23 protein-coding genes and 1 pseudogene are annotated in these 26,028 nt (G+C 57.1%); 13 read left to right on the top strand and 11 right to left on the bottom strand.

Annotated features, from left to right (window positions below; translation table 11 throughout):
• The first annotated feature begins 221 nt into the window (after positions 1–221).
• Entirely contained in the window at positions 222–1,112 is an 891-nt protein-coding gene (locus KUF73_RS26685) for an alpha-hydroxy acid oxidase (RefSeq protein ID WP_218440969.1), read from the top strand.
• 57 nt (positions 1,113–1,169) lie between these two features.
• Here the strand turns inward: KUF73_RS26685 and KUF73_RS26680 are convergent, their stop codons facing one another.
• The 11 genes from KUF73_RS26680 to KUF73_RS26630 form a co-directional block, all read right to left on the bottom strand.
• Positions 1,170–2,516 (bottom strand): OprD family porin, encoded by a 1,347-nt coding sequence (locus tag KUF73_RS26680; RefSeq protein WP_218440968.1) that lies wholly within the window; start codon positions 2,514–2,516, stop codon positions 1,170–1,172.
• 184 nt (positions 2,517–2,700) lie between these two features.
• Positions 2,701–3,639 (bottom strand): NAD(P)-dependent oxidoreductase, encoded by a 939-nt coding sequence (locus KUF73_RS26675; RefSeq protein ID WP_218440967.1) that lies wholly within the window; start codon positions 3,637–3,639, stop codon positions 2,701–2,703.
• Positions 3,629–4,405 (bottom strand): class II aldolase/adducin family protein, encoded by a 777-nt coding sequence (locus tag KUF73_RS26670; RefSeq protein WP_218440966.1) that lies wholly within the window; start codon positions 4,403–4,405, stop codon positions 3,629–3,631. The genes KUF73_RS26675 and KUF73_RS26670 overlap by 11 nt, the downstream gene beginning before the upstream one ends.
• Positions 4,406–4,419: 14 nt before the next feature.
• Entirely contained in the window at positions 4,420–5,646 is a 1,227-nt protein-coding gene (locus KUF73_RS26665; protein ID WP_218440965.1) for an acyl-CoA dehydrogenase family protein, read from the bottom strand.
• Entirely contained in the window at positions 5,643–6,548 is a 906-nt protein-coding gene (locus KUF73_RS26660) for a TauD/TfdA family dioxygenase (RefSeq protein ID WP_218440964.1), read from the bottom strand. Before KUF73_RS26660 ends, KUF73_RS26665 begins: the two co-directional genes overlap by 4 nt.
• A gap of 30 nt (positions 6,549–6,578) precedes the next feature.
• Positions 6,579–8,015, bottom strand: coding sequence for an FAD-dependent oxidoreductase (locus tag KUF73_RS26655; RefSeq protein WP_218440963.1), 1,437 nt, complete (start codon positions 8,013–8,015; stop codon positions 6,579–6,581).
• A 144-nt stretch (positions 8,016–8,159) separates the two neighbouring features.
• Positions 8,160–9,746, bottom strand: coding sequence for an ABC transporter substrate-binding protein (locus KUF73_RS26650; RefSeq protein WP_218440962.1), 1,587 nt, complete (start codon positions 9,744–9,746; stop codon positions 8,160–8,162).
• 37 nt (positions 9,747–9,783) lie between these two features.
• A complete protein-coding gene (locus tag KUF73_RS26645; protein WP_218440961.1) occupies positions 9,784–10,734 on the bottom strand; it encodes an ABC transporter ATP-binding protein in 951 nt (316 codons plus the stop codon).
• Positions 10,731–11,729, bottom strand: a complete 999-nt coding sequence (locus KUF73_RS26640; protein ID WP_218440960.1) for an ABC transporter ATP-binding protein — start codon at positions 11,727–11,729, stop codon at positions 10,731–10,733. The genes KUF73_RS26645 and KUF73_RS26640 overlap by 4 nt, the downstream gene beginning before the upstream one ends.
• Entirely contained in the window at positions 11,722–12,534 is an 813-nt protein-coding gene (locus KUF73_RS26635; RefSeq protein WP_218440959.1) for an ABC transporter permease, read from the bottom strand. The genes KUF73_RS26640 and KUF73_RS26635 overlap by 8 nt, the downstream gene beginning before the upstream one ends.
• Positions 12,524–13,444, bottom strand: a complete 921-nt coding sequence (locus KUF73_RS26630) for an ABC transporter permease (RefSeq protein WP_218440958.1) — start codon at positions 13,442–13,444, stop codon at positions 12,524–12,526. The genes KUF73_RS26635 and KUF73_RS26630 overlap by 11 nt, the downstream gene beginning before the upstream one ends.
• A 362-nt stretch (positions 13,445–13,806) precedes the next feature.
• Here KUF73_RS26630 and KUF73_RS26625 point away from each other — a divergent pair, with 362 nt between their 5' ends.
• The 12 genes and pseudogenes from KUF73_RS26625 to KUF73_RS26565 form a co-directional block, all read left to right on the top strand.
• Positions 13,807–15,198: an aminotransferase class I/II-fold pyridoxal phosphate-dependent enzyme gene (locus KUF73_RS26625; RefSeq protein ID WP_218440957.1), complete on the top strand. Its 1,392-nt coding sequence runs from the start codon at positions 13,807–13,809 to the stop codon at positions 15,196–15,198.
• A gap of 803 nt (positions 15,199–16,001) precedes the next feature.
• On the top strand, positions 16,002–17,672 hold the full coding sequence (gene hutU / locus KUF73_RS26620) for a urocanate hydratase (RefSeq protein WP_218440956.1): 1,671 nt from the start codon (positions 16,002–16,004) through the stop codon (positions 17,670–17,672).
• A 141-nt stretch (positions 17,673–17,813) separates the two neighbouring features.
• Positions 17,814–18,605 (top strand): ABC transporter ATP-binding protein, encoded by a 792-nt coding sequence (locus KUF73_RS26615; RefSeq protein ID WP_218440955.1) that lies wholly within the window; start codon positions 17,814–17,816, stop codon positions 18,603–18,605.
• 369 nt (positions 18,606–18,974) lie between these two features.
• Positions 18,975–19,805, top strand: a complete 831-nt coding sequence (locus KUF73_RS26610; protein ID WP_218440954.1) for a hydantoinase/oxoprolinase N-terminal domain-containing protein — start codon at positions 18,975–18,977, stop codon at positions 19,803–19,805.
• An 81-nt stretch (positions 19,806–19,886) separates the two neighbouring features.
• The gene (locus tag KUF73_RS26605) at positions 19,887–20,609 is read left to right on the top strand and encodes an ABC transporter permease (protein ID WP_218440953.1); all 723 of its coding nucleotides are present in this window, start codon (positions 19,887–19,889) and stop codon (positions 20,607–20,609) included.
• A complete protein-coding gene (locus KUF73_RS26600; RefSeq protein ID WP_218440952.1) occupies positions 20,609–21,334 on the top strand; it encodes an ABC transporter permease in 726 nt (241 codons plus the stop codon). The genes KUF73_RS26605 and KUF73_RS26600 overlap by 1 nt, the downstream gene beginning before the upstream one ends.
• Positions 21,331–22,113 (top strand): ABC transporter ATP-binding protein, encoded by a 783-nt coding sequence (locus KUF73_RS26595; RefSeq protein WP_256345695.1) that lies wholly within the window; start codon positions 21,331–21,333, stop codon positions 22,111–22,113. Before KUF73_RS26600 ends, KUF73_RS26595 begins: the two co-directional genes overlap by 4 nt.
• Before the next feature lie 49 nt (positions 22,114–22,162).
• Positions 22,163–23,035: a transporter substrate-binding domain-containing protein gene (locus KUF73_RS26590; RefSeq protein WP_218440951.1), complete on the top strand. Its 873-nt coding sequence runs from the start codon at positions 22,163–22,165 to the stop codon at positions 23,033–23,035.
• Between the two features lie 375 nt (positions 23,036–23,410).
• Positions 23,411–23,644, top strand: a complete 234-nt coding sequence (locus KUF73_RS26585; protein ID WP_218440950.1) for a hypothetical protein — start codon at positions 23,411–23,413, stop codon at positions 23,642–23,644.
• On the top strand, positions 23,641–24,444 hold the full coding sequence (hutG, locus tag KUF73_RS26580; RefSeq protein WP_218440949.1) for an N-formylglutamate deformylase: 804 nt from the start codon (positions 23,641–23,643) through the stop codon (positions 24,442–24,444). The genes KUF73_RS26585 and hutG overlap by 4 nt, the downstream gene beginning before the upstream one ends.
• A gap of 171 nt (positions 24,445–24,615) precedes the next feature.
• Complete coding sequence (locus KUF73_RS26575; protein ID WP_218440948.1) at positions 24,616–25,188, top strand: HutD family protein; 573 nt, start codon at positions 24,616–24,618, stop codon at positions 25,186–25,188.
• A gap of 264 nt (positions 25,189–25,452) precedes the next feature.
• Positions 25,453–25,989: pseudogene (locus KUF73_RS26565) on the top strand (hypothetical protein); the annotation flags it as partial.
• Between the last annotated feature and the right edge of the window lie 39 nt (positions 25,990–26,028).

Here is a 26,028-nt window from a genome sequence, read left to right as displayed (position 1 = left end):
TTTCTTGTGGCACAGAACATTGATGATCTACGCCTACTTGCACAAAAACGTCTGCCCAAGGGCGTCTATGAATTCATTGCCCGCGGCAGCGAGGATGAAATTGGTCTACAGCACAACCGCAACGTTTTGTATCAAGATCAAGCCGCGAGTCCTGACCAACGTAGCAGGCCGCAGCACAGCCACGACTCTGCTAGGAACCGCTCAGGCAATGCCTCTGGCAAGTGGCCCCCACGGGCGCGGCCGGGCTGCTCTGGTATCACGGCGAAGCCGCACTGGCCCGTGCCGCTAACGTGACGGGAATACCGTACTGCCTGGCGATGTCCTCGATCACGCCGCTGGATGTAGTGCGCCGTGAAGCCCGAGGTCAGCTATGGCTGCAGCTGTACTTGTCCCCCGATGCTGAGTCCAACCGTGCCATGATCGAACGCGCCCGGCACCTGCATTTCGATGCATTGATCGTGACAGTCGATACCGTGGTATCGCCCAACCGCGAGTACAACTGGCGCAACGGCTTCAATCTTCCTATCAAGGTAAACCGGCGCAACGCGCTGGATTTAGTGATCCATCCGCGCTGGACGTTGGGCGTTATAGGTCGATACCTGCTCAACGAGCAGATGCCGCGCATGGACCCGATCAAACGCGATGAGCGCGCTGAGTGGTCAGCGATAAAGCGAATTCGCGACCTTTGGTCCGGCCCGCTGGTCATCAAAGGTATCGGCTGTACCGAGGATGCGCTAGCCGCCCTGCAGACAGGCGCGGACGCAATTGTGCTGTCCAACCATGGCGCACGTAATCTGGACAGCGCTTCATCACCGCTGGCGCTATTGCCGGAAGTCGCCCGCCGTGTCGCCGGTCGGCTGCCTATCTGGGTAGACAGCGGTTTCATGCGTGGCAGTGACATATTCAAGGCCCTGGCTTCTGGTGCCAGTGCTGTGCTGATTGGACGAGCCGCGCTGTACGGCCTTGCCGCTGGCGGCGAAGCCGGGGCAACTCGCAGCCTGGCCCTCTTGCGCGAGGAACTGGATCGCTGCATGGCTTACGCCGGTGTTCGAACCATCGCCGAAATCGGCCCACAACACTTACAGTCCGACGCCCTAGCAACCACCGTTTAAGGCATGTCGGTACGATGCAATCAAGCCAGATGTTCTGGCTCGATTGCATCGCTCGTTTTAAAACAGCGCCACCGTGTAATTCATGATCAGACGTGTCTGATCGAGATTGTTGGTGGCTTCACTGCGCAACGATCCATGGCGAACCGCGAAACCCAGCCCCTTGAGCGCTCCGCTCTGAATGACGTAATCCAGGCTTGTGTCACGCTCCCATTCTTTTTGGCTGCCACCACTGGCAGTGCTGATATTGTCACCTTTGAGGTAGATCACTCCCGCTTTCAGACCCGGAATGCCCAAGCCCGCGAAGTCATAGGTGTACTGACCAAAGCTGGTGTGTTCGCCAGCGCGGATGAAGCTGCTGATTTGCCGGTCGGTGAGCAAGTAATAGCTTCCAGGACCTGCGCCCTCGTTGGGCAGTGAATCCTGGCTGACTTGGAAAAAACCACTGCCGCCGGACAAGCGTTGATGACCGAGCATGAACGCGTTGGCGCCAATGCTGTAAGTGAACGCGGCGCTCCAGACCCGACTATCGATCTTGCCTGGGGTGCTGGCATAACCTTTGCCAATGTAACCGTCAGCACGACCTGCTGCCGAATCATTGGCACCATCGGACGCCGTGCGGAAGTAACGCAGATCGGTTTTCAGTGACTGGTTGTCGCCGATCGGCAATACGTGCACAAGTCCGCCAAATTGCTGAGTGTAATAGTCCTCGAGTTTGCCGTAGTAGTACTGCGCAGTGAGCTGTTTGGTCACCGACCAGTCCCCGCCGGCGTAGGTAAACTTGTTACTTTGCTGGGTACCACCGCTGACGGCCAGGCCAGTGTCATTGGTGGAGGAACGGCCGACCGCATGTTCGATCAAGCCGCCTACCAACGTCAGATTATCAATGTCCTTGGAGGTAATCTGGTAACCCTCATAAGTTTGCGGTAACAGGCGACCATCATTGGAAAGCAGTATCGGGAGTTTGGTCTGCAAAGTGCCAACGCGAAGTTCGGTTTTTGAGTAACGCACTTTCCCGGTCAGCCCCACGCGACTGTATTCATCAACTGCACTGTTGTCCGACTCCAACGGAAATAGTTGCCCCGGCGTGCGGGTAACGCCTGCCTTCCCGGCCCTACCGCCACCATCGAGTTTGATACCCAGCGTGCCTAACGCATCAACGCCGAAGCCGACCGTGCCCGGTGTATAACCGGACAAATAATTGAGTACGAAACCCTGCCCCCACTCTTTGTTTTGCCCGGTATAAGCAGCGTTACCGATCTTGTCGCGACTTTCACGGTTGTCGGTGGTGAAATAATTATTGCGCAGGCTCAACAACAACTGGCTGTCGTCGATAAAACCTGCGGCGCCAGCTGACTGGGTGACAGAACCTACCGCCATGGCCAGTGCCAAGGGTCTTTTGTACATGCTCGATGCTCCATGACAGACACTTCTGTGTGCCTGATTTTTATGCAGGGGCTCGCGTCAATGACAACTCATAGCGCTGTCAGAACAGAACCAGGCCCCACGTGGGCTCGTTGCGGTAGTCCGCTGGCGAAAGGGTGTGAATCAAAATTCGAGACTTTTAAATTCTGGCTTTATTAACTAATGATCATTGCAATACATTGATAAAAGCTTGCTGATTTGTCAGCCGTTCAACATTGTTCAAGAACACGTTTATTTGCGCAGCCGCCGCCTGCACGGAACGTCCACCAATGTGAGGACTCAGCACGACGTTGTCGAAATCCAACAAGACCGTTGGCGCAAAGGGTTCGCTTTCATAAACATCCAGCGCGGCGCCGGCGATAGCTCGATCCTCCAGTGCATCGGCCAGCGCCGCAGTGTCCACGACACTCCCGCGCCCGACATTCACCAGATAACCTGTGGGACCGAGGGCGCGCAGGATATCCCGATCAACCATATGCAGCGTTTGAGGACCACCCGGCACAGCGATGACGAGCACATCACACCACTGAGCCAACGCTTGCAGAGTGGCAAAGTAAGGGTGCGCCAGTTGCCCCCGATCACTGCGCGCGTGGTAACCGACCTGCATGTCGAAGCCCGACACACGCTTCGCGATTTTTTCCGAGATATGGCCACCTCCCAACAATCCCAGGCGCTTGCCGTGCAACCCCGGGTCGACACGTAAATGCAGAAGGCTGGTCTCGGCGCGTGCGGCGCGGTCCATCGACGGAATGCTGCGAACCACCGCCAGTAACAACGCCATGGCGTGGTCGGCAACGATATCGGCGTTCACTCCGGCGCCGTTGGTCACGGTGATGTTTTTGCTGCGGGCGTAGGCAACGTCGATGTTCTCGTGGCCCACTCCGATACTGCAAATCAGCTCCAGCGCCGGCAGCGCTTCGATATCCACGGCGTCAAGCCCACGCGCACCGTTGGTCAGCACTACCCGCACCGTGGCATTTTCAGCGCTGCGAGTTAGCGCCTGAGCCGAAACGTCAAATCGAGCGTCAACGGCACTCAGGACCGTCGCGCGCAACGGCTCTGGCAAATCGATCAACACCAGGGCGTCAACCCGTTCAGACGGCATAACCGGGATCCTCCCGATCGATCTTGCGTCGAAACGCTGCCCATTCGACACGGGCCTGTGGCGACCAACTCTGCTCAGAATAAATCGAGCCGCCGAAGCGAATGCTTTCCTCGACGAACACAGGGTCGATGACCCGAACCTTCCCACCGGCCTGAGCTGCCAACTGAATCGCACACGCGCGCTCCAGACGCACCATCAACGCAAAGGCCTCGCCCAGGCTTGCGCCCACCGTCAGCGTGCCGTGGTTGCGCAGCATCAGTATTTGACCGTCACCGAGGGTCTGCGCCATGCGCGCACATTCCTCGCGGTCCAGTTTCGCCCCGGTGTAGTCGTAGTAGCGCACCCGACTCATGATCATCAAAGCGCTCTGAGACACCGGCAGCAGCCCGTCATGCTGGCTGGCGACACCCGTACCAGCGACGGAATGCAGGTGAATGGCCGCCTTCGCCTTCGGCTGCGCAGCGTATAGCCCGCCATGAATTACATCCGCAGCGCGGTTGACCCCATATTCGGACTGCCCGGTTACTTCGCCGTGGGTATTGATCCGAATCAACGATGACGCGGTGATTTCCTCGAAAAACAGGCCGTAGGGATTGACCAGATAATCGTCCTGCGTACCGGGTATCCGTACCGAAAAGTGCGTGCCCAGCAAATCGCTCCAGCCCATTTGCGCGCCGAGTCGATAGGCCGCTGCCAGGTCCAGGCGTGCCGACCACTCCTCGGCGGACATGCCTTCAGGCGCGGGTGCCGCGGAGGGTGAAGTCATACGTTCGCTCATGATCAGGCACCATGTTCCAAGACTTTAAGGGCAGCCTGCGATGCTCCCTTTGTCGGGGTCTGCAATAGTTCCTTGCCGACTTGTGCCGCCGTGCGATCCAGGTGTTCGCGCATGGTCAGAAAGCGCAAATCGCGATACTGGCGGGCGAGGTCCGAGGCGGCGCCGAAATGACTCGGGCCGACAATCTGCACCACGACGTCCAGCAACTGTTGAGCGACGTCGATGGCTTGATGCTTGGCGCCCAGAGACGCTTGCGCAGCGGCCACTTCATCACTTTGTGTCCATAGCCACGCAGCGCGATACAGCAAGCCGCGAGCGCCATCGATGGCAAAGCGCAGACGCCCTAGATGGCGCTGGGCGTGCGCATCGTCCGCAGTACCGCGACGATTGATTGCGGAAAAGGCGCGCTGCAGGATTCCCTCAGCCGCACCGATGTATTGCGCCGCAAAGCCCAGGTCGGCTTTGACCGACCAATGACCGGTAAAGTGCGTGTTGGAAGCACCGATGGTATTTGCCCACGGGACGCTGCACTGCTCGAACGTAACTGTCGGGCTGACTGCCGCGCGCATGCCCAGCGGGTCCCACGAACCTTCGACGAAGCTGACACCCTGCGACGCAACTTCCACTGCCAGGGCCACACGCTCACCCGCCACGAATGACTCGCCAGCGGGGCCGGTTATCACCTGCCCGACCTCGCTTTCGCAATCAGCCAGCACCAGCAGGTATTTGGATGCGCTGGCCAGAGTGGCGTAATTCTTCACACCGTCCAGTTGCCAGCCGACGTTTGTCGACAGGGCCGTGGTTTGGTTACGCGCACCACGTGCAGTGCGCCCCGGTTCGCTGCCAAGGGTGGTCATCAGCGCGCCATTGGCAATCACGTTGCCCAGAATCCGCTCGCGTTGCGCCTGAGTGCCGGTCTGGTCGATGTAGTGCGCCGCGTGGCAATGCACTTGCAAGCAGTGACTGGTCGCCAGGCACACCTGGGCAATCTGTTCCAGCGCCAGCAGATAGGCCAACGGGTCTTCGCCCTGGATACCACCGCCAGCCCCGCCTACATCACGACCGATCACCAACCCAAGCAGGCCGTAGCTGCGCAGGTCCGCAAGGTTGTCGGCAGGAACCTGAGCTTCAAAATCATAACCGGCGGCACGCCCGGAAAATGCTTCTCGCGCCAGCTCTCGGGACAGGTTCTGCACGCGTGCCTGTTCGGCGCTCAATGAGAAGTTCATGCCGCCCCCGTGCTTTCGGCGGACAGTCGGGTAACGCTAGTTCGCCCATCGACAGCGGTGGCGAAAGTCCCGCTGACCGTCACCCGACGCACCACTCGCTGGGCATCGTTGTAGTCATCGACGGCTTTGTGCAAGGTCGCGCGGTTATCCCAGATCGCAACATCGCCCTGCTGCCAACGCCAGCGCACGATGTTCTCGTGGGCGATGGCATGGTCATGAAGGATGGCCAGCAGCCGAGCCGAATCGGCGCTATTGAAACCCACCAGTCGCTTAACGAAGTGCCCCAACAAAAGCGCTCGTTCACCGGTTTCAGGATGCACGTGCACTACGGGGTGCTCGGTCTCGATCACACGTTTTTTTGACAGCTCGGCATGAAACGCCACTGCGGTGCTCGACCCTGCGGGCACCAGTGCATCGCTGTCATAGACGTTGCTGTGCACGGCCCACAGCTGATCGACAAATGCCTTGAGCGCTGCCGGCAGATACGCGTACGCCGAGTCGGTATTGGACCAAAGTGTATCGCCACCCAGCTCCGGGATTTCGACGCCACGCAAAACAGACAGCGCCGGAAACGCATTCAGAAAGGTCAGGTCGGTGTGCCAGGTACTGGAGCGCGTATCGCGACTGTCCAGATTCAGTGTTGCCCGCGTGCCCTCCAGCGACGCACGGGCCGGATGCGGCTGCAACGGACCGAGCCGGGCGGCGAAGGCTTCGTGGGCGGCTTCATCCAGGTGCGACTGACCCCGGAAAAAAATCACTTTATATTTTAACAACGCCTGACGGATCGCCACGAGGGTGCTTTCGGGCAGATCGGCCGACAGATGCGTCCCATGGATTTCAGCACCCGTGCGAACGGTCAGTGGGCGAACATCCAGTATTTGAGTAACGGCGGACAGAGTCATGATCAATCTCTCTATAGGGCTATCGGGCCATTAACGCGCTGGCGTTGCAGCGCTGTTCTGGATGGCGTGAGCGTATTCATCGAAACGCAGTTCTTCGGGCACTTCAGCAAGCAGACGCTCGATATGGTGATCGACGTCGTTGAGGAAAAAGTCTTTCACCAGATGCTTGACCAGGCGTGGAACGCCAAACCGGATGCTGCCGACGTCGCCCACGTGCCGACCGAAACTGGTGATGGCGGCGAAGTTGAAGCAGTAGATATTTTCGATCCACGGCGCCTGGCCGGGTTGACGTTGCTGGAACTGATAACCCGGCCCAAGGTAGGGGTACGTGGCGTTAGGGCGCTGCTGTTCGGCTTCAGGAATCGCGTAACGGTCACGCCACAAAGCGATGTCCGCGGCCACGGCATTGAGCTCAGGGCGCAGCGACAGATCACAGTGATAACCGGTACCCGCTACCAACAGATCGGCATGGGCCTGGTTACCGCGACTGTCGAGCCTGACCCGCTGGCCGTCGAAACTGACCGCCAGATCCGACGCATCCAGATGCAAGGTGAAGTTGTCGAAGCGCGTCGCACGCGCCACCACTTCCGCGGTCGGCCCCGGCGAACGCTCACGAAAATGCCAGGCCAGTTTCCAGCGCAGCGGATCCGGCAGATTGGAAAAGTTTTCCTGGGCCGCCGGATATTTGAGCGTGCCCATGTTCGAAGACGCCGCCAGGCGTGGGTGACGGCAATACAAATGCACGTGCGCAGCGCCCGCTTCCAGCGCCGTCGAGGCCGCGTCGAAGGCAGCTGACCCGGCGCCGATCACGGCCACTGTCCGGCCCGCCAGCGCATCGAAATCGATGACGGCGTCGGTGTGTGCGTAAGCGTGTGCAGGTAGCGACTGCACGATATGGGCGGGAATGTGGGGCTCGCCGATGCCGACAATTCCGGTCGCCAGTACGATCTTGCGGGTGGTCTCGATGGAGGTCTTGCCGTCGCTGCGCAGGTGCAGCCGAAGAATGCCCTCATGAGGTTCGATGCGTACCAGTTCGACACCAAAGCGCACCTGCACGCCGGTCTGGATGCGCAGCCACTCCAGGTAGTCGACCCATTCAGCGGTAGGTATGCGCGGCAGTTCATCGTAGGCAGCTCGTCCCAGACGCGACTCATACCAGGCGCGGAAGGTCAGCGACGGGATATCCAGGTCAGGGCCGGCGCTGTTTTTGGCGGTGCGCAAGTTGCGCATCCGCGCCTTGGCACGCCAGCTACCAGTGGCGGCAGGCTGGCGGCTTTCGATCACGCTGGTGCGGGTCACGCCGGCGCGAGCCAAGGCGAAAGCCGTGGTTACCCCGCTCTGCCCACCCCCGACGACAACCACGTCATGATCGGCTCCTGTCTGTTGAGGAATCCAGTTTTCAGGCGTTTGTCCCAGGAGGCGCAAGTCATCAACGAAGCGTTGTTGCAGTAGGTCCAGATTGTTCATTCGAATGCCGTAGAAGTCATAATCGAGAAGTCATGACCGGCTGCCGGTGGCAGTCCGATCTCCCATGAAAAGGCAATGCTGACCTGCGCCGCTGCGCCTCTTTGGCGAGGAACGTTTTCGTAGCGACCCGCATTGCCTTGCTCTTTACACCCATCGCGCTTCGTGGAAACGCAATGCGGCCGTACCCGATGTCGGCACCCATTCCAGGTTTTTCTTGCGGCCGTAGACGCGGTGGATCTCCGAAATGAAAATCGCTGCGGCGTCGTCGTGGAGGATTCGGCTGATGCGCCGAAAGATGTCACCGCGTCCTGCCGGATCGCTCGTGTGCGCGGCCTCGGTGAACAGCAACTCGACTTCTGGATGGCTGTAATCGGACCAGGCGCCGGACTTGACGAACAGCCCGCCCACTGGATGCGAAGGGTCATAGATGGCGTTGGCCACTTGCTGCACGGTCATGGGTGTGGTGCGGCGGGTGTCGTTCCAGATCGTCCAGGTCGCGTAATCCACGACCTGGATTTGCGCGATCACCCCAACCTGCGACCAGTAGGCCGCCACGGCTTCGGCGATTTCCTTGGGGTTGTCGCTGGAGATCAGCAATTTGGTAGTGAATCCTTTGGAGAAGCCGGCAGCGGCCAGCAGCTCACGCGCCTTGGCGGGGTCGTAAGGGTAAGGTTGCAACGAGGAGTCGAAACCATAAGGGTAATAACGCGAAATGCCACTGGCCAGTGGCTCACCAATGCCCTGCAGCACGGTCTTGATGATGGCGTTTTTATCCAGCGCATAGTTCAGCGCCTGCCGAACTTCGACCTTCGACAGTGGCAATTGCGGATCTGTGGTGTAAGGCCGCACCATCAACGGCGCCGCCACGGGGTTGGAAACAGCCGAGAAATTGCCAGCGCCATTGAGGCGGGAAAAATCCTGTGCGGGAACGCCCACCACCAGATCGATTTCCCCGGCGAGCAACGCGTTGACGCGGTTACTGGCGTCCTTGATCGCGCGGAAAATGATGCGTTTGATGGCAGGCTTTGGCCCCCAGTAGCCGTCAAAGCGTTCGAGTTCCAGCAGGTTGCCATCGGCGCTCAGTGAAACCACCTTGTACGCCCCCGCCGCGATCGGGCTGCGGGCGAAAAACTCCAGCGCGGGCACATCCGAGCCGTAGTTGCGCGGAATGATCGGTAGATAGCCAGCCAACTTGTTATGGAAGGCCCCGTCTGGCTTGCTCAGACGAAACCGCACGGTGGTGGCGTCGAGCACATCGACGGCCTCGACGTAGGGCGCGAAAAACGCTCGACGAGCACTCTTGTTGGCCGGGTCCAGCGCGAACTCCATGGTGAATTTGACGTCGTCGGCACTGACCGTGCCGCCGTGGTGAAACTTCACGCTGGGGCGCAAATGATAGGTGTAGCTCAGGCCGTCTGCGGCGATTTCGTAACGGGTAGCCAGGCTTGGCTGCAAAGTCCCGGCGGCGTCGAAACCAAACAGACGATCGAACACCTGCAGCGTGTAACGATCCGAATCCCCCGTCCCGGCAACGACACCATTGAGATTGACGAAGCCTTTGTCCAGGCCGATGACCAGTGTGTCTTTGTCGATAGCAGGCGCTTCGTTGGAAGAAGCCCAGACCATGGACGAACCACCGAACGCAGCGACTCCGGCCAATGCGGCGCCGACCTTGAGAATCCCGCGTCGGCGCTCGTCGATCGCCGTATGGGTTGTTTTTTTATCCGTCATCAGTTGTTCCCCAGCAGATATCTATTGTCGAAAACGATCAGGCGTAGTGGCAGGCGGCCCAGTGCGCGGGCGCCACTTGTCGCAGCAGCGGCGCATCGCGGCGGCAGCGTTCGGAGGCAGCAGAACAGCGCGGATGAAACACGCACCCCAAGGGCGGGTTCAGCGGCGACGGCACCTCGCCTTGCAGCGGTTCGGTGAGACTGCCGCGCTCAGGCTCGGCCGCCGCCATCAGTGCTCGCGTATAGGGATGGCGTGGGGAGGCAAGCACTTCCTCGACGGGCCCTTGCTCTTGCAGCGCGCCCAGGTACATCACCCCGACGTGATCACTCATGTGCGCCACCACCGCCAGATCGTGAGAAATCAACAGGTAAGTCAGACCGCTCTCGCTTTGCATGTCGTGGAGCAGATTCAGCACCTGCGCCTGCACGGACACATCCAGCGCCGACACCGGCTCATCGAGCACCAGGCATTGCGGTGACAGGGCTAAAGCGCGAGCAATGGCGACACGTTGCTTTTGCCCGCCGCTCAACTCTCGCGGATGACGCAACGCCAGGCTCGATGGCAAACCCACCTGAGCCATCAGGTTGTTGACCCGCAGGATCAACTGCCGGGCGGTCAAGTCCTTACGGTGGATGCGCAGCGGCTCATCGATCAGATCGCGAATGCGCATTGTCGGATTGAGCGAGCCATACGGATCCTGCAATACCGGCTGCAGACAGGTGCGCAACCAGCTCAGGGATTTCGAACGGCCATCCATCAAGCGACCGTCGATGTGTACGGCGCCAGAGGACGGACGCTCGGCGCCCATGACGATTTTCGCCACGGTGCTTTTGCCCGATCCCGACTCGCCGACCAGTCCGTAGGTCGCGCCTTTCTCGATGTCCAGCGAGATGCCACGCACGGCGTGCAGCGGCTGGCCGGGGCGGATCATCCCACCGCCGACGCGATAAACCTTGTGCAGGTCTGATATGGAAATGAATGCACTCATTGAATGATCAGCCGCCCATCAAGCATTTCGTTGGTTCGCCAGCACGCCGCACCACCGGCAACGGCAGGACGAGTTTGCCAGGCAGGGTATTGCGTCAGGCACTGTTCCTGCGCCGCAGGACAGCGCGGGGCAAACCGACATCCGTCTGGCAGTGCGGAAAACGAAGGCGGCTGGCCATCGATCGCCGTCAAGCGCGCACGACGCCTGGACAGCTTGGGGATGGCGTGCAGCAGCGACGCGGTGTAAGGGTGTGCAGGGCGATTGAAGACCTCTTCCACAGGGCCTTGCTCAACGATCCGACCGGCATACATCACCGCAACGTCATCGCAGAAATAGCGAACGACGTGCAGATCGTGGGTGACGAACAGCATTGCCATTTTGTGCTCGGCCTGGAGTTCGGCGAGCAAGCGCAACACCTGCATCCGGATGGTGACGTCAAGCGCCGTGGTCGGTTCGTCGGCGATCAACAGGCTTGGATTACAGGCCACCGCCATGGCGATTGCCGCGCGCTGGCGCATGCCGCCGGAGAACTGATGCGGATAACTGGAGAAGCGTTGTTCTGGCGCGGGAATGTGCACGCTGCGCATGGCATCGATACTGCGCTGACGGCTGACCGCTCGACCGGGCGCCTGCTGATAATCGATGATTTCGCGGATCTGCTCCCCCACGGTGAACAGAGGATCGAGAGATGTGTGCGGGTCTTGCAAGACGGTGCCGATCTTGCTACCGCGCAGGCGATGCATGGCCTCCTCCGGCAATGCCAGCAGGTCCTGGCCTTCGAACAACACTTGTCCCGATACGACGCGAGCGTCCTGGGGCAGCACCCGCAGCAACGACAGGCAACTCAACGATTTGCCGGAGCCCGACTCTCCCACCAGCGCCAGTGTGCGCCCGGCCTGAACAGAAAAACTCACATCATCCACAGGGCGGATCACCCCGGCTGGCGTCGATATCTCGACGCTCAAGTTCTTCACTTCCAGCGCGAGCTTAGACAAGGGCAACCTCCTGGGGGGCGTCAGTAGGACGACGCAGTAGATTGCCGGTGGCGTTGACCGCAAGAATGGTCAGCACCAGTACCGCGCCCGGCAACGTGGTCAGCCACCAGGCTTGACTCAGATAGGCACGACCATCGGCGATCATCGTCCCCCAGGAAGGATCTGGCGGCTGAACCCCCAGGCCCAGGAAACTCAACGTGGCCTCCAGCGTGACGATCAGCCCGATATCCAGGGTCACCAGCACCATAACCGTGGTCAGCATGTTGGGTAGCAAATGATGCAGCAGCACCCGAGCCATCGACGCGCCGCCCAGTTCGGCCAACAACACGAAATCATGCTGGCGCAGGTGCAAGGCTTCGGCTCGCACGATTCGGGCGAAACGCGGCCAGGTGGCCAGTGAGATGGCGAGGACCAGATTGACCATCCCGGTGCCCAGTGCCGCGGTTGCCACCAGCGCGAGGATCACCGGCGGCAGGCTGTATTGCAGGTCTGCGGCGCGCATGATGATTGCGTCGAACCATCCACCGCGATACCCGGCCAGCAGACCGAGCAGGCAGCCCAGCCCGCCACCGGCAACTACGGCCGCCACGACGATGGACAATGACGTCCGGCTGCCGTAGATCACCCGGGTAAAGGTGTCCCGACCCAGATTGTCGGTTCCGAACCAATGAGCAGCCGAAGGCGCCTGCAAGGCCGAGCCAAGATCAATGGCATCACGATCAAACAGCGGCAACCACGGCGCGAACACGGCAGCAAAGACCACGACGACAAGAAAAGCGGGCGCGATGTATCGATCAATTCGCAAGACGAATCCTCGGGTCCAGCCAACCGTAAAGTACGTCGACGATGAGATTGATGATGACGAACAGCAGCACCACGACCAGCGCGACGGCTTGGATGACGGTGTAATCGAACTGCGAAATGGCATCGACCATGGCACCACCGATACCCGGCCAGCCAAAGATCACTTCGACTGAAACCGCTCCGGCGATCAGCAGCCCGAATTGCGACGCCGAGAAGGTCAGAATCGGCAGGCTGGCGTTCTTCAGCGCGTGCTTGAAGATCACCGAGCGGTAGGAAATGCCTTTGATCCGAGCGAAGCGAATGAAGTCCGATTGCAGGATCTCGCCCATGGTCGACTGGGTAAGTTTGTACAGCGCCGCCGTCGAATACAGGCTCAATGACAGCGCCGGAATGATCAGGTGGGCGAACGAGCCGTAGCCGTTGGTGGGCAACCAGCGCAGGTCCACCGACAACCATCGGATCAAAAGCAGCGCGATGAAAAAGGCCGGTGCTGCAAGCCCGAGCGTGGCGAGAAGATCGCCGATTCGCGCCGCCTTACCCCTTGGATTTTGCGCGGCGGCGATGCCTCCTGGCACACCGAACACCAGGCTCAATAACAAGGCACTGCCCGCCAGCAATATGCTCGGCATGATTCTGGGGCCGAGTACGGCCATCGCCGGCTGACCGGTGATAAAGGACTTGCCCACATCACCCTGAAGCAAATTTCCGACGTAGATCAGATACTGCAAGGGCAGCGGTTTGGTCAGGCCCATCTGCTCGCGCAGCACCTGGCGGTCCTGGGCGGTGGCTTCAGGCGGCAGCAGCAAATGGGTGGGATCGCCGATCAGACGCACGCTGACGAATACCAGGATCGACATCAGCCATACCGTCACCAGCGCCGAGCCAATCCTCAAAAGGAAGTACTTCTTCATTCAACAACCGGTCCGTCTACGTGGGGGGCCCTGCCAGGCCGGCGTGTTGTCTATCAACGTGCCTTCCTGAACGGGTAAGGGCTGCACTATAGGGAGCAGGCCGAAGTCGACCAAATACCGAATGTTCATTACCTCATAACCAAGTGCCGTTATGTTCTGATCAAATGAACATATTTATACGCTGCCCTCAAACACCTCATAAACCCCTATAAAATAGGCTGATTAGCTAATCAACGGCTTAGACAGAGACTAATCCGTAGCGTAAACTTCTCAACGCGCGCGTTCGCGCAGAAAAACACAAATATTTATGTTTTATGTGTTTTCCAGCGATATGTGCCCCATGACTGCACCTTGTCAAAACAATGGAGAAGAACGTGGATCAGTTGGTAGATAGCCAGTGGCTTGCTCGCCATGTCGACTCTCTCGGTAGCGACGCCATCGCAGCGACCCTTGCCGAGATGATTACCTCCGGACGCGTCGCCAAAGGCGCACGTCTGCCAACGGTTCGGGATTTCGCCAGCAGCCTGGGGACCAGTGCCAGCACCGTAGCCGCCGCTTGGAGTACATTGCGCGCCAAGGGCTTGATCGAAACGCGCCGCAGGGGCGGAACCGTGGCCCTCGGCGCGGTTGCCGACCAGGAAGCATTTGGCTTGGCGCCGAGACAGTGGCTCGATTCGGTCGATGTCGCCTGGGCTTCTATCGACCTGTCCAGAGGAAGCGCCGACCCGGCGCTTCAGCCGGATCTGGCGCCGGCACTGAACGCAGGTTTGCGAGTGAATCATCTGCACGCCGCTGAAAAAGAGCACATGGTCGAAGCTTTGCGTATCGCGGTCGCCCCCACCTGGCCATGCGCCCCACAGCGTTGGACCACGGCAGGCGGCGGGACTGAAGGCATGTTGCTCGCACTGCAAGCCGCGACCCGCCCAGGTGACCGTATCGCCATCGAAGAACCCACCAGCCCACGCCTGCTAGGTTTACTGGAACTGCTGAAAGTCGAAGCTATCCCGGTGGCGTGCGACAGCGAGGGTCCTCTGGCGGAATCACTTAAGTCAGTACTCAAACAAAAGCCGACCGCTTTGCTTTACCAGCTCAGGGCGCAAATGCCGACCGGTTCAGCTCTCTCGCCAGCACGTCGCGATGAACTGGCACAACTCCTTGAACACTACCCCGAGGTTGTCATTCTCGAGGACGACCACATGGGCACGGTGTCAACCTCGGCTGCGCATAGCATGAGCGAAAAGTTGCCAGATCGCAGTTTGCTGGTCCGCGCCTACTGCCGAGCCTTCGGCGTCGACTTGCGTACTTCTATCCTCGGCGGCTCTTCTCGCATCATCCAGTCCATAGAAGACTACCGCAGCGACCGCGTGGCCATGACCAGCCGAATTTTCCAAGGGGCGTTGGCGTTCTTGCTCACTGACCCGCTTGTAGTCGCCACGCTGGAGCGCGCACGCATAAGCTATGCCCATCGGCGTCATATCCTTGCGCAAGCTCTTATCGACCATGGTTTCGATATAAACGAAGGTACAGGCCTGACACTTTGGGTACCTGTAGCGGACGAGACTGCTGCCATCGTTAATCTGGCATCCCAAGGCGTGGTCTTGGGCAGTGGATCTCATTGTTTTGTGAGCAAAGGACATGCCCCCCATCTGCGTGTCGCAATCAGCCGACTACCGGATGACATAAACCGGATCAAGGAACTGGCGGACCTGATTGCAAAAGGGGTAAATCGCCCACGGCGCGAGAATTTCGATTAAAAAGCTTGGCAAGTGAAGTGCCTTAAGCACCATTTGTTACACCATGCGGCTTTTCTAGCCTCACCGGTATAGCGAGGTGACTCTGCGACGCAGACGTGAAATCCGCATTACGCGCCGCCAGTGCTCGGGATCAACTACGTCCCCAACCTGCTCAGCGCGTTTCGCGAGCAATACCCCCGACATCGGTCGAAGGTAGCGCGGACCGACGTCAGCCAGCGCCTGGAAACCCCGAGATCGACATCGCATTGATCGAGTCGCACCGCATTCTTTCGCCGGAGAGCTGTTGGAACCGCATAAGCGTTTCCAACAAATGACGGCCGATTACAACGCCCTCCCTGCCGGCTAAAAATACGAGGGCATTGACTAGGCGTAAAACCTAGGGCGGTCATCAGAAACCCTTCAACGCAGAGTCGCACCTAAAGTGTTGTGCAAGCATGTATAAAATTATGTGAGAACAGCGCGCTAGCGACTATCCCAGCCTTTCAGATCGATCAGTGTGGTAACTGAGTTACTCATCGTGGCGCATTTTTGGTCGATTAGGCCTCAAAATGAGTCGTCTGGTTACACCGTGCGCCACGCCTTGGTACATCTCCACAACAAGAGTTCGCATAATCTGTCCACGCAAAAATTTAAAAATAACCATAATCTATTGATTTTATTAAAATTTTCGTTTTTTTTGAAAATAAATATTCATATAGCATCGCTCTGGCCCTTGGTTTGCATCGCCTTGTATATACAGGATGATGTAAGTGCGCCCTTCATATCATTCCTGTTCAAACTACCAAGCGCACAGGAGTTGAACCGTGTCCAACAGCAAATACCGCGACGTTGTTATCCGTGCTCCACGTGGTAATCAGCTAACCGCCAAATCATGGCTGGCCGAAGCCCCCCTGCGCATGCTGATGAACAACCTCGACCCGGAAGTCGCCGAGAACCCTAAAGAACTGGTGGTTTACGGTGGTATCGGTCGTGCGGCACGTAACTGGGAATGCTACGACAAGATCGTCGAAAGCCTGACCAACCTGAATGACGACGAGACCCTGCTGGTGCAATCCGGCAAGCCGGTCGGCGTATTCAAGACCCACAGCAACGCCCCGCGCGTACTGATCGCCAACTCCAACCTGGTGCCACACTGGGCGAGCTGGGAACACTTCAACGAACTCGACGCCAAAGGCCTGGCCATGTACGGCCAGATGACTGCCGGCAGCTGGATCTACATCGGCAGCCAGGGCATCGTCCAAGGCACCTACGAAACCTTCGTCGAAGCTGGTCGCCAACACTACAACGATGACCTGAAAGGTCGTTGGGTCCTGACCGCCGGCCTCGGTGGCATGGGCGGCGCTCAACCACTGGCCGCGACCCTGGCCGGTGCTTGCTCGCTGAACATCGAATGCCAGCAGGTGAGCATCGATTTCCGCCTCAACAGCCGTTATGTCGATGAGCAAGCCACCGACCTCGACGACGCCCTGGCCCGCATCGCCAAATACACCAAAGAAGGCAAAGCGATTTCCATCGCGTTGCTGGGTAACGCGGCAGAAATCCTGCCAGAACTGGTCAAGCGCGGCGTGCGCCCGGACATGGTCACCGACCAGACCAGCGCTCACGACCCGCTCAACGGTTACCTGCCAGCCGGCTGGACCTGGGAAGAGTACCGTGCTCGCGCCAAGACCGAGCCTGCTGCCGTGGTCAAAGCCGCCAAGCAATCCATGGCTGTGCACGTTAAAGCGATGCTCGAATTCCAGAAAATGGGCATTCCGACCTTCGACTACGGCAACAACATCCGTCAGATGGCCCAGGAAGAAGGCGTGGAAAACGCATTCGACTTCCCAGGTTTCGTGCCGGCTTACATCCGTCCGCTGTTCTGCCGCGGCATCGGCCCGTTCCGTTGGGCTGCACTGTCCGGCAACGCCGAAGACATCTACAAGACCGACGCCAAAGTAAAAGAGCTGATCCCGGACGACGCGCACCTGCACAACTGGCTGGACATGGCGCGCGAGCGCATCAGCTTCCAGGGTCTGCCGGCACGTATCTGCTGGGTTGGCCTGGGCCTGCGCGCCAAGCTCGGTCTGGCGTTCAACGAAATGGTGCGCAGCGGTGAATTGTCCGCGCCAATCGTGATCGGTCGCGACCACCTGGACTCCGGTTCGGTAGCCAGCCCGAACCGCGAAACCGAGTCGATGCAGGACGGTTCCGATGCCGTGTCCGACTGGCCACTGCTCAACGCTCTGCTCAACACCGCGAGCGGCGCGACCTGGGTTTCCCTGCACCACGGCGGCGGCGTCGGCATGAGCTTCTCCCAGCACTCGGGCATGGTGATTGTCTGCGACGGTACTGACGAAGCGGCCGAGCGTATCGCTCGCGTCCTGCACAACGACCCGGCTACCGGCGTCATGCGTCACGCCGATGCGGGCTACCAGATCGCCATCGACTGCGCCAAGGAACAAGGGCTGAACCTGCCAATGCTTTCGAACTAACGATAATAGTTTGGTCTTCAAACACTGCCCCGGGCGTGCATTTGAAGTGTTTACAACGGTATTGAGAGCGTGGGGTATTCCTCGTGGTGTGAAATACACTCGCCCATGCTCCCCCTTCTCCTGAGTTCAGCGGAGCTAGTCATGATTTCTCAACGCAGCGCAGCCTTGACAGTATCAAATATTCATAAAGCTTTCGGCGCAAGCAAGGTGCTGAACGGAATATCGATGGATGCTCATAAGGGGGACGTAATCTCCATTCTCGGGGCTAGTGGGTCAGGCAAAAGCACGTTGCTTCGTTGTATTAATTTGCTGGAGACACCAGATGAAGGCTCCATCGTGGTAGATGGTGAAACCATTGAAATGAAGCGCCGCGGTGATGGAGGCCAGTCGCCGCGCCGCGGTCGGCAAGTCGAGAAGATTCGTAGCAAATTAGGTATGGTTTTTCAGGGCTTCAATCTCTGGTCGCACATGACCGTTTTGCAGAACGTTATCGAAGGCCCACTGCACGTGCTGAAGCACTCGCGTTCGGAATGTGTAGAGGAGGCCCACAGATTGCTGCACAAGGTGGGGCTTTATGAGCGGCGCGACTCTTATCCAGCTCACCTTTCTGGTGGTCAGCAACAGCGGGTGGCGATAGCACGGGCATTGGCTATGAATCCCCAGGTGATGTTATTCGACGAGCCCACGTCTGCACTCGACCCGGAGCTGGTGGGGGAGGTGCTGCGAGTAATGCGGTCGTTAGCGGAAGAAGGACGCACGATGCTGGTGGTGACGCATGAAATGGGCTTTGCACGTAATGTCTCGAATCGTGTGTTGTTCATGCAAGACGGAAAAATCGACTGCCAAGGTACCCCGGCTGAGCTGTTCGAGGGGCTGCCAACGGATCGTTTTCGACAGTTTGTATCCAGTCATCAAGAGCGCTGCGCTGGGTGATCTCTGCGGTGATTAAAATCTAGATAGGTCCAGCACGATCGAGCTAGGCGAAAGCAGAGCTAAATTCGTAGAGGACAGATGTAGTAGCGCGTCTCGGTAAGCAGAAACGAGTCCATTTTCAAGCAATCTCAGAATGGCTAATGCCGAGAATGACTCTCCTTTCGGGCAGCATATTCAGCGACATATGACGCTTTCGCCGCTCTGGCTCGGTATGGGTCGAATATACGGATTGATACAAGGTGCAGAAGCAGAGTGTTTTCACCGAGAGAATGCATAATTTTATTCTTGCGTTTCATGAATAGATAGTTACAATTCATTTTGGTGGCTTTCGCTCGTAAAACGCTACGCAAAAAAATTTGGAGCGCATCTATGCTCGACTTAACCGCTGACCGACTACGCCTTCGCATTGGCGTGGATTCTGGAGGCACCTTCACAGACATTTGCATGTTTGATGAAATCAAAGGCGAAATTTCTGTCTGGAAGGTGAGCAGTACCCCTCAGGCCCCCTCTATGGGTATCACAGTCGAACAGGGATTGCGAGAAGCATCACGGGTTTCCGGTCGCGCTGCGGATGTCCATTACTTTGGTCATGGCACAACAGTCGCTACCAACGCTCTCATCGTGGGGCGAGGTGCGGAAACGGGCCTAATCACGACGGCAGGCTTTCGCGATATTCTTGAGTTGCGTCGTCAAAAACGGGACTCGCTCTACTACTTGCAGACGGAAAAGCCAAAGCCCATTGCTTCACGCGATAGATGCTTTGAGGTGGACGAGCGGGTCTTGTTGCCCATTGAGGCTCTAGAGACAGAGCATCCGGTTATGGTGGAGTGCTATGAGTTTGTACAGGACTCAGGCGGCCCCGGAAAATTTCGCGGCGGTATGACGATGAGACGTCGCGTGAGAGTGCTGGATCATGTTGCCAACATCTCTGCCGGTGGTACAAACACTCGGCTGCCCCCGTACGGTCTTTTTAATGGACATAGCGGCACTCCCGCCTGGGTCGAAATGCCTAACGGCGCTCCGCCACTCGATCGTCGGAAAAGTGTTCTTCAGGCTGGCCAAGCAGTGGGCATGGTTGCAGCTGGAGGGGGTGGTTTCGGTGATCCGAAACTTCGGTCGCGCGAATTGGTGATCCGTGACCTGAAGGAAGAACGGATTTCAGAGGCTGCTGCCAGAGACATCTACGGGCTAGATATCTAGCTTTTTAGATACGCGACGTCATCGCGACTAGTGCGCGAAGACTAATTAGCAGATCCGGTCATCCAACAGGACATATCCACCATGAACGAAGTTAGCTTTATAGAGGTCGTTGGTTTCGGTCCAAACGGCTGGGGCATGACACTACTAAATGGCGCAGTAGTGACGCTCGCCGTAGCCATTTGCGGGATGCTGCTTGGCATGGTTGTTGGCACCTTCAGTGCCTGGGCCAAAGTTTCCAATCGTAGGCCCTTCTCAGACATTGCGGGGGCTTACACCACTGTAATTCGCGGTCTTCCAGACTTGCTGATTATTTATGTAATTTACTTTGGCGGCAGCGCGGTTCTCACTTGGATCCAGCCTCTGCTTGGTTCGTCCGGCTTCGCCAGCTTCCCTGCCTTCTTGGCCGGTACCATTGCGATCGCAGTCACATCAGGTGCGCAGGGGACCGAAGTACTACGGGGCGGGTTCAACGCAGTCCATAAAGGCGAAATCGAAGCTGCCGTTGCATGCGGTATGCCGCGGTATTTGCGCTTTCGAAGAATCGTGGCGCCATTAACGTTAAGACATGCGTTACCTGGGTTAGGTAACGTCTGGCTCAGTGCTTTGAAGGAATCTTCTCTTCTCTCAGTGACAGGGTTGGCTGAGCTGATGCGACAAGCTCAGGTAGGCGCCGGCTCCACTCGGCTACCGTTTGATTTTTATCTGGCCGCTGCACTGATTTACTTCATCCTGTGTACGGGTTCGACATTAGCGATTCAGCGTGTTGAACGACGCCACTCGCTTAACCTGGTAGGGAGAACGTGATGGACTTCCAATTTATTTATGAAACATTCATTCAGTTGTTACCAGGGCTACCACTTACGATTGGGCTTGCTGTAATAAGTGTTATTTTGGGTGGGCTCTTAGGTTTCGTGGTTGCTCTACTAAGTCTGTCCTCTTTTCGATCAGTGAGAGCTATTGCATGGCTTTACGTTCAGCTATTTCGAAGCGTTCCTTTGCTGGTTCTGCTGTTTATAGTTTACTACGGGATTAGCCAGTTCGCGGTTGTTCGTCAAAGTGTGTTTTGGCCATTTCTTCGCGAACCATTCTGGTGCGTCCTTTTGGCACTGACGATTAACACTTCTCCATATGCTGCGGAAATTATCCGCGGGGGGTTGAAGTCTGTTAGTCGCGGAGAACTGGAGGCCGCTTCCGCATGTGGAATGTCTCGGGGAATGAGGATGCGGAGGATCATTGCTCCACTTGCGATGAGGCAAGCACTTCCTGCTTATGGAAATGAACTGATAGCTATGATAAAAGCGACCGCTCTTGCGTCCTTAGTAACACTTATGGATGTCACGGGAATAGCCACTACTATTGCTTCGCAGACATATCGGCCAATTGAAGTATATGTATCCGCAGGGATAATCTACTTCGCCATGAGCTATATGATGACCCGCGCAGTGCGTTGGACTGAATATAAGTTGAGTGCTAATTTGCGGCCGCCAGTTTTGGAGCGCTCTCCAAGTATCAAGGAGAAAATAGCATGAGTAACATTTATGATTTGCTCCCGCCTGCTGTGGTGGAATTGACGGGTATTCGCAAGCAATATGGAAGCTTAGAGGTGCTAAAAGGCATCTCGCTTCAAGCGGGGGAAGGCGAAGTAGTCTCAATACTTGGGTCCTCCGGATCGGGAAAGTCAACGTTACTCCGCTGTATAAACTTACTTGAAACTCCGGATACTGGAGGTATTGTGGTTGCTGGTGAGCGCATAGATATCTCATTTCACGGGGGTAATGCACCGAGGCAATATAATAAAAAGCAGGTAGAACGTATTCGCTCAAAGGTCGGAATGGTATTTCAAAGTTTCAATCTTTGGTCGCACAAGACAGTACTCGAGAATATTATCGAGGCTCCTATGTACGTACAGCGTCGTCCAAAAAAAGAGTGTTTGGAGGAAGCGAGAGAGCTACTCGATAAAGTTGGCATATCAAATAAAGAAAACGCCTACCCGACGCACCTATCTGGAGGCCAACAGCAGCGCGTTGCCATCGCGCGAGCACTCGCGATGCGCCCCGCTTTGATGTTATTCGACGAGCCTACTTCAGCTCTAGATCCAGAGATGGTCGGTGAGGTGCTCAAGGTCATGAAGGGCTTGGCGAAGGAAGGCCGGACGATGCTTATAGTAACACATGAAATGGGCTTTGCCCGGGAGGCATCTAGCCGAGTGGTTTTCATGGATCAAGGTTTAGTAAAGGACGAGGGGACTCCGGATGAAATATTCGGTGGGACGCGCTCAGTTCGACTCAAACAATTTCTTGCTGGGTAAGTTTGATATTTGCAAAACACCTTAATACTACTATAAGAAGGCTAATATAATGACTAGATCCATCTCTGTATACGCACGCTTGGTACTTGCTACGGCGGTATTGGCAGCAACGTTGGGCGTAAGTTTCGGGGTTGCTGCGGAAGACGCGTCTCCGAAGGAAATCCGAATCGTGACAGAGGGTGGTTTTGTTCCTTGGAACTATACTAAGCCTGATGGGACACTTGCTGGGTTTGAGATTGACCTTGCGAACGATCTCTGCAATCGAATGAAGGTGAAGTGCACAATTTCAGCTCAATCGTTTGACAGTATGATTTCTGCACTGAATGCCGGTAAGTTTGATGCGATTATAGACGATATGGCAATCACCCCTAAGCGTGAGCTTGTTATTGATTTCTCTGTCCCCTACGCCACCTTATGTTATACATTTGGCACTCTGAAGGGTGGTGAATTGGCAACGAATTTGCCAGCGGAAGATAAGAAGGTGTCGCTGATGGATGAAGCTGCTTCTGCAAAAGCCCTAGCTGAGGTAAAAGGCGCGCTAAGCGGGAAAACGGTCGGTACACTCTCCTCTGGTACCTCGGCCGAGTTTGCTAGTACCTACTTAAAGGGTATCTCCGTGCGGCAATACAAAAGCCCAGAAGCGCGAGATTTAGATATGCTCGCTGGCCGGGTGGATGCCGTAATCGGTGCTAAAGACTCCTTATTGGGTACTGCCGCAAAACCTGGTAACGAGGGCATGGTGCTTGCTGGTCCATGCTTTTTCGGAGGCGTGGTCGGGAAAGGTGCCGCAGTTGGTTTGCGCAAAGGTGACACGCAGCTTAAAGCAATGTTTGACAAAGCGATTAAAGAAGCACGAGCGGACGGTACAATCAAAAGACTATCGGAGCAGACGTTCCACATGGACGTGACACCAATCGATTGACTTTTGCATCAATTAAAGTCTGTTGGTACTTATTTAAAGCTAGCCACCCTGGCGATTGAAAATTGATCTAGGGTGGAGTGCAAACTTTTACATCACTTATTGTGGGTAAGCTAATAAGCAGTGCCCCACTGACAGACGCACTAAACCCTGCCGCATGTAGGCATGCGGTAGGGTATTTTGGTGTAAATAAACGGCTCAACATTCCTTTTGCAGTAGTAGCTAAGCGTACGGGCGACTTCACCACCCTTTTGCTCTGGTTGCCCATGTTCACAGTTTTGTCATAACAAAGAACGGGCGAGCAATTTGCTGCTGGAGGATGGCGACGCGATTCAGTTCGCTCATTGAGCCTCCTAAGGCTCATTGTAAGAGTTGGCTGTGGGGCAGCGCGCCGACTTTGTTGTGATCGACCGTGATGCGCCTAATGTCGACCAGAACAATCAGCGACAACTGCTCTCTGCGCTGGTGTTCTGTGAACATGGCGGCAATCCGGTTCGCGACGTTTTCGTCGGCGGAAATAAAGTCATCGATAACGGCCAACATGCTCTGCAGGTTAACGCTCTGCACGACTACCGCGCGGCCCTTGCCGTATTGTTGAAGGAGGCTGTATGAGTGACGACGTGGTATTCACCCTGAAACAGGGTTTCGGTCCACTGCTGATCTCTATGCCGCATGTGGGAACCCATCTGCCGGACTACCTTTGTCACCGATACAGCCCTGTCGGGCTTGCCGTCGACGACACGGACTGGCATATCGAATCGCTATACGACTTTGCCATCGCCTTGGGTGCATCTGTCCTACGGCCGGTGTATTCGCGGTATGTGATCGACCTCAATCGCCCGGCCGACGATGAAAACCTGTACCCCGGCCAGAACACTACCGGCCTGTGTCCGCTCACCACATTCGACGGCGTGCCCCTGTACCTTGATGGACAGGCGCCAGACGAGGCGGAAATAGCGCGTCGCCTTTTTCGTTATTGGTACCCATACCATCGCGCTTTGCAGACAGAACTCGATCGAATCAAAGCCGCCTATGGCTATGCCTTGCTATGGGATGCCCATTCTATTCGATCGGTTATCCCCCATCTGTTCGATGGAGAACTGCCGGTGTTCAACTTCGGAACGGCAAACTCGACCTCATGCGCAGCCGGCATCTCCGAGGCTCTACTGGCCTCAGCCAAGGACGCTGCGCCGGACTTGCCCGCGGTGTTGAACGGTCGCTTCAAGGGTGGCCATATCACTCGCACCTACGGCAACCCTGCACAACAAGTGCATGCGATTCAGCTCGAGTTGGCGCAGCGAAGCTACATGCAGGAGGTCGCACCCTATGCGCTTAACGAGAAGTTGGTTGCTCGGTTGAAACCGGTGCTGGCGGCGCTAGTAGCGCAGTTCATGGGGTTCAAGCCCGGCTAATTCTGACCTGCTAGTGACAGGCACGTTGCAATGATAGGTATAACCCCGCTGAGCGGTCCAAGATCCTGCGCCATCGAGTCGCCCCAAAGTGCGCGGTACAGCGCTACGCTGCCCGGCAGCCGGCTTTCCGTTATCGCCTGGAAGAACTGCTTCATAAATAGAGAGATATACATGGGTCATTTGAACGTTTTGCGCGCGGCTAATTATCCGCGTATGTCGTGGAAAAACGGCGCTGGCAGCACCTTAGAAATCGCCCGCGATGCCGGTGACGACTTGGACAGCTTCGGTTGGCGCGTGTCGATTGCCGATATCGGTGAATCAGGCGGGTTTTCTACCTTCGCTGGTTATCAGCGGGTCATCACGGTGCTGCAGGGCCAAGGCATGATGTTGCTGGTCGATGGGCAGTCTACGCGGCTACTGTTACCACTGGACTCGTTTGCCTTCAGCGGCGAGTGCCTAGTTTACTGCGCATTGTTCGGCGGGCCGATTCTTGACTTCAATCTGATCTATGCACCGGAACGTTTCAGCGCTAGGTTGCAATGGCTTGAGGGTAAGCAGCGTTTTTTTAGTTCGGCGAGTACGGTGCTGATCTTCAGTGTGGCTGAACAGACCCAGGTTAATTTGGGTAATAGCACGCATGAAGTGCTGGGGCGGCATGATTGTCTGCTACATGACGGTAACAGTGAATTGCATGAGATTGCTGTCACCGGTCGGTGCTGTGTGATCGAGCTAACTCCACACTGATCCGCCGGATATGCGAGAACTGTCGCTTAAGGAAGCTCCGAACAAGTCCTCAAATATGCTGAAATACTCCCTCACCACCTGATCCGAGCTGCCCGTGAGCCAGATGAGTTTTTACGACTTTGAATTCGCCGGCATGCGTAAGCAGACACGCAGCGAACGATTCCTCTCCGAGATGGATCAGGTAGTGACCTCGAGAAGTTTTCTGGTTTTGATTGAACCGTAATACCCAAAGGCCGGTAATTGTCGAAAACCCTACCTACCTGCCTACCTGCCGGCTGGACCTGGGAAGAGCATCGTGACCGCGCGCAGACCGAGCCGGCCGCCGTGGTCAAGGCCGCAATCCCCGACGATGCGCAGCAGCACAACTGGCTGGACATGGTCCGCGAACGCATCAGCTTCCAGGGCCTGCCGGCGCGCATCTGCCGGGTCGGCCTGTGCCAGCGCGCCAATCTTGGCCTGGCGTTTAATGAGATGGTGCGCAGCGGCGAGCTGTCGGTGCCGGTGGTGATCGGCCGTGACCACTTGGATTCGGGCTCGGTATCGAGCCCTAACCGCGAAACCGAATCGATGCGCGATGGCTCTGACGCGGTGTCCGACTGGCCGCTGCTCAATACCTTGCTTAATATTGACAGTGGCGCGACCTGGGTATCGCTGCACCACGGCGGCGTAGGCATGGGCTTCTCGCAGCACTCGGGCATGGTCATTGTGTGCGACGGTACCGATGCAGCGGAGCGTATTGCTCGCGTGCTTCATAACGACCCATCGACTGGTGTGATGCGCCATACAGATGCAGGGCAATAATCCCGCCGAGGGAAATCTATTTAAGCTTTGGCGCTCAGG

This window comes from Pseudomonas sp. PD9R (assembly GCF_019200975.1).
GTDB lineage: Bacteria > Pseudomonadota > Gammaproteobacteria > Pseudomonadales > Pseudomonadaceae > Aquipseudomonas.
The sequence above is the reverse complement of the archived record's forward strand: the minus strand, read 5'-3'. Positions and strand labels throughout refer to the sequence as shown.

Excerpts from the sequence above, each read along its gene's own strand:
- KUF73_RS26575 (WP_218440948.1), top strand. The coding sequence starts at position 24,616 with ATGGGTCATTTGAACGTTTTGCGCGCGGCTAATTATCCGCGTATGTCG.
- KUF73_RS26675 (WP_218440967.1), bottom strand. The coding sequence starts at position 3,639 with ATGCCGTCTGAACGGGTTGACGCCCTGGTGTTGATCGATTTGCCAGAG.
- KUF73_RS26645 (WP_218440961.1), bottom strand. The coding sequence starts at position 10,734 with ATGAGTGCATTCATTTCCATATCAGACCTGCACAAGGTTTATCGCGTC.
- KUF73_RS26625 (WP_218440957.1), top strand. The coding sequence starts at position 13,807 with ATGGAGAAGAACGTGGATCAGTTGGTAGATAGCCAGTGGCTTGCTCGC.
- KUF73_RS26650 (WP_218440962.1), bottom strand. The coding sequence starts at position 9,746 with ATGACGGATAAAAAAACAACCCATACGGCGATCGACGAGCGCCGACGC.
- KUF73_RS26595 (WP_256345695.1), top strand. The coding sequence starts at position 21,331 with ATGAGTAACATTTATGATTTGCTCCCGCCTGCTGTGGTGGAATTGACG.
- KUF73_RS26665 (WP_218440965.1), bottom strand. The coding sequence starts at position 5,646 with ATGAACTTCTCATTGAGCGCCGAACAGGCACGCGTGCAGAACCTGTCC.
- KUF73_RS26600 (WP_218440952.1), top strand. The coding sequence starts at position 20,609 with ATGGACTTCCAATTTATTTATGAAACATTCATTCAGTTGTTACCAGGG.
- KUF73_RS26630 (WP_218440958.1), bottom strand. The coding sequence starts at position 13,444 with ATGAAGAAGTACTTCCTTTTGAGGATTGGCTCGGCGCTGGTGACGGTA.
- KUF73_RS26610 (WP_218440954.1), top strand. The coding sequence starts at position 18,975 with ATGCTCGACTTAACCGCTGACCGACTACGCCTTCGCATTGGCGTGGAT.
- KUF73_RS26660 (WP_218440964.1), bottom strand. The coding sequence starts at position 6,548 with ATGACTCTGTCCGCCGTTACTCAAATACTGGATGTTCGCCCACTGACC.
- hutG (WP_218440949.1), top strand. The coding sequence starts at position 23,641 with ATGAGTGACGACGTGGTATTCACCCTGAAACAGGGTTTCGGTCCACTG.
- KUF73_RS26605 (WP_218440953.1), top strand. The coding sequence starts at position 19,887 with ATGAACGAAGTTAGCTTTATAGAGGTCGTTGGTTTCGGTCCAAACGGC.
- KUF73_RS26615 (WP_218440955.1), top strand. The coding sequence starts at position 17,814 with ATGATTTCTCAACGCAGCGCAGCCTTGACAGTATCAAATATTCATAAA.
- KUF73_RS26670 (WP_218440966.1), bottom strand. The coding sequence starts at position 4,405 with ATGACTTCACCCTCCGCGGCACCCGCGCCTGAAGGCATGTCCGCCGAG.
- KUF73_RS26680 (WP_218440968.1), bottom strand. The coding sequence starts at position 2,516 with ATGTACAAAAGACCCTTGGCACTGGCCATGGCGGTAGGTTCTGTCACC.
- KUF73_RS26590 (WP_218440951.1), top strand. The coding sequence starts at position 22,163 with ATGACTAGATCCATCTCTGTATACGCACGCTTGGTACTTGCTACGGCG.
- KUF73_RS26655 (WP_218440963.1), bottom strand. The coding sequence starts at position 8,015 with ATGAACAATCTGGACCTACTGCAACAACGCTTCGTTGATGACTTGCGC.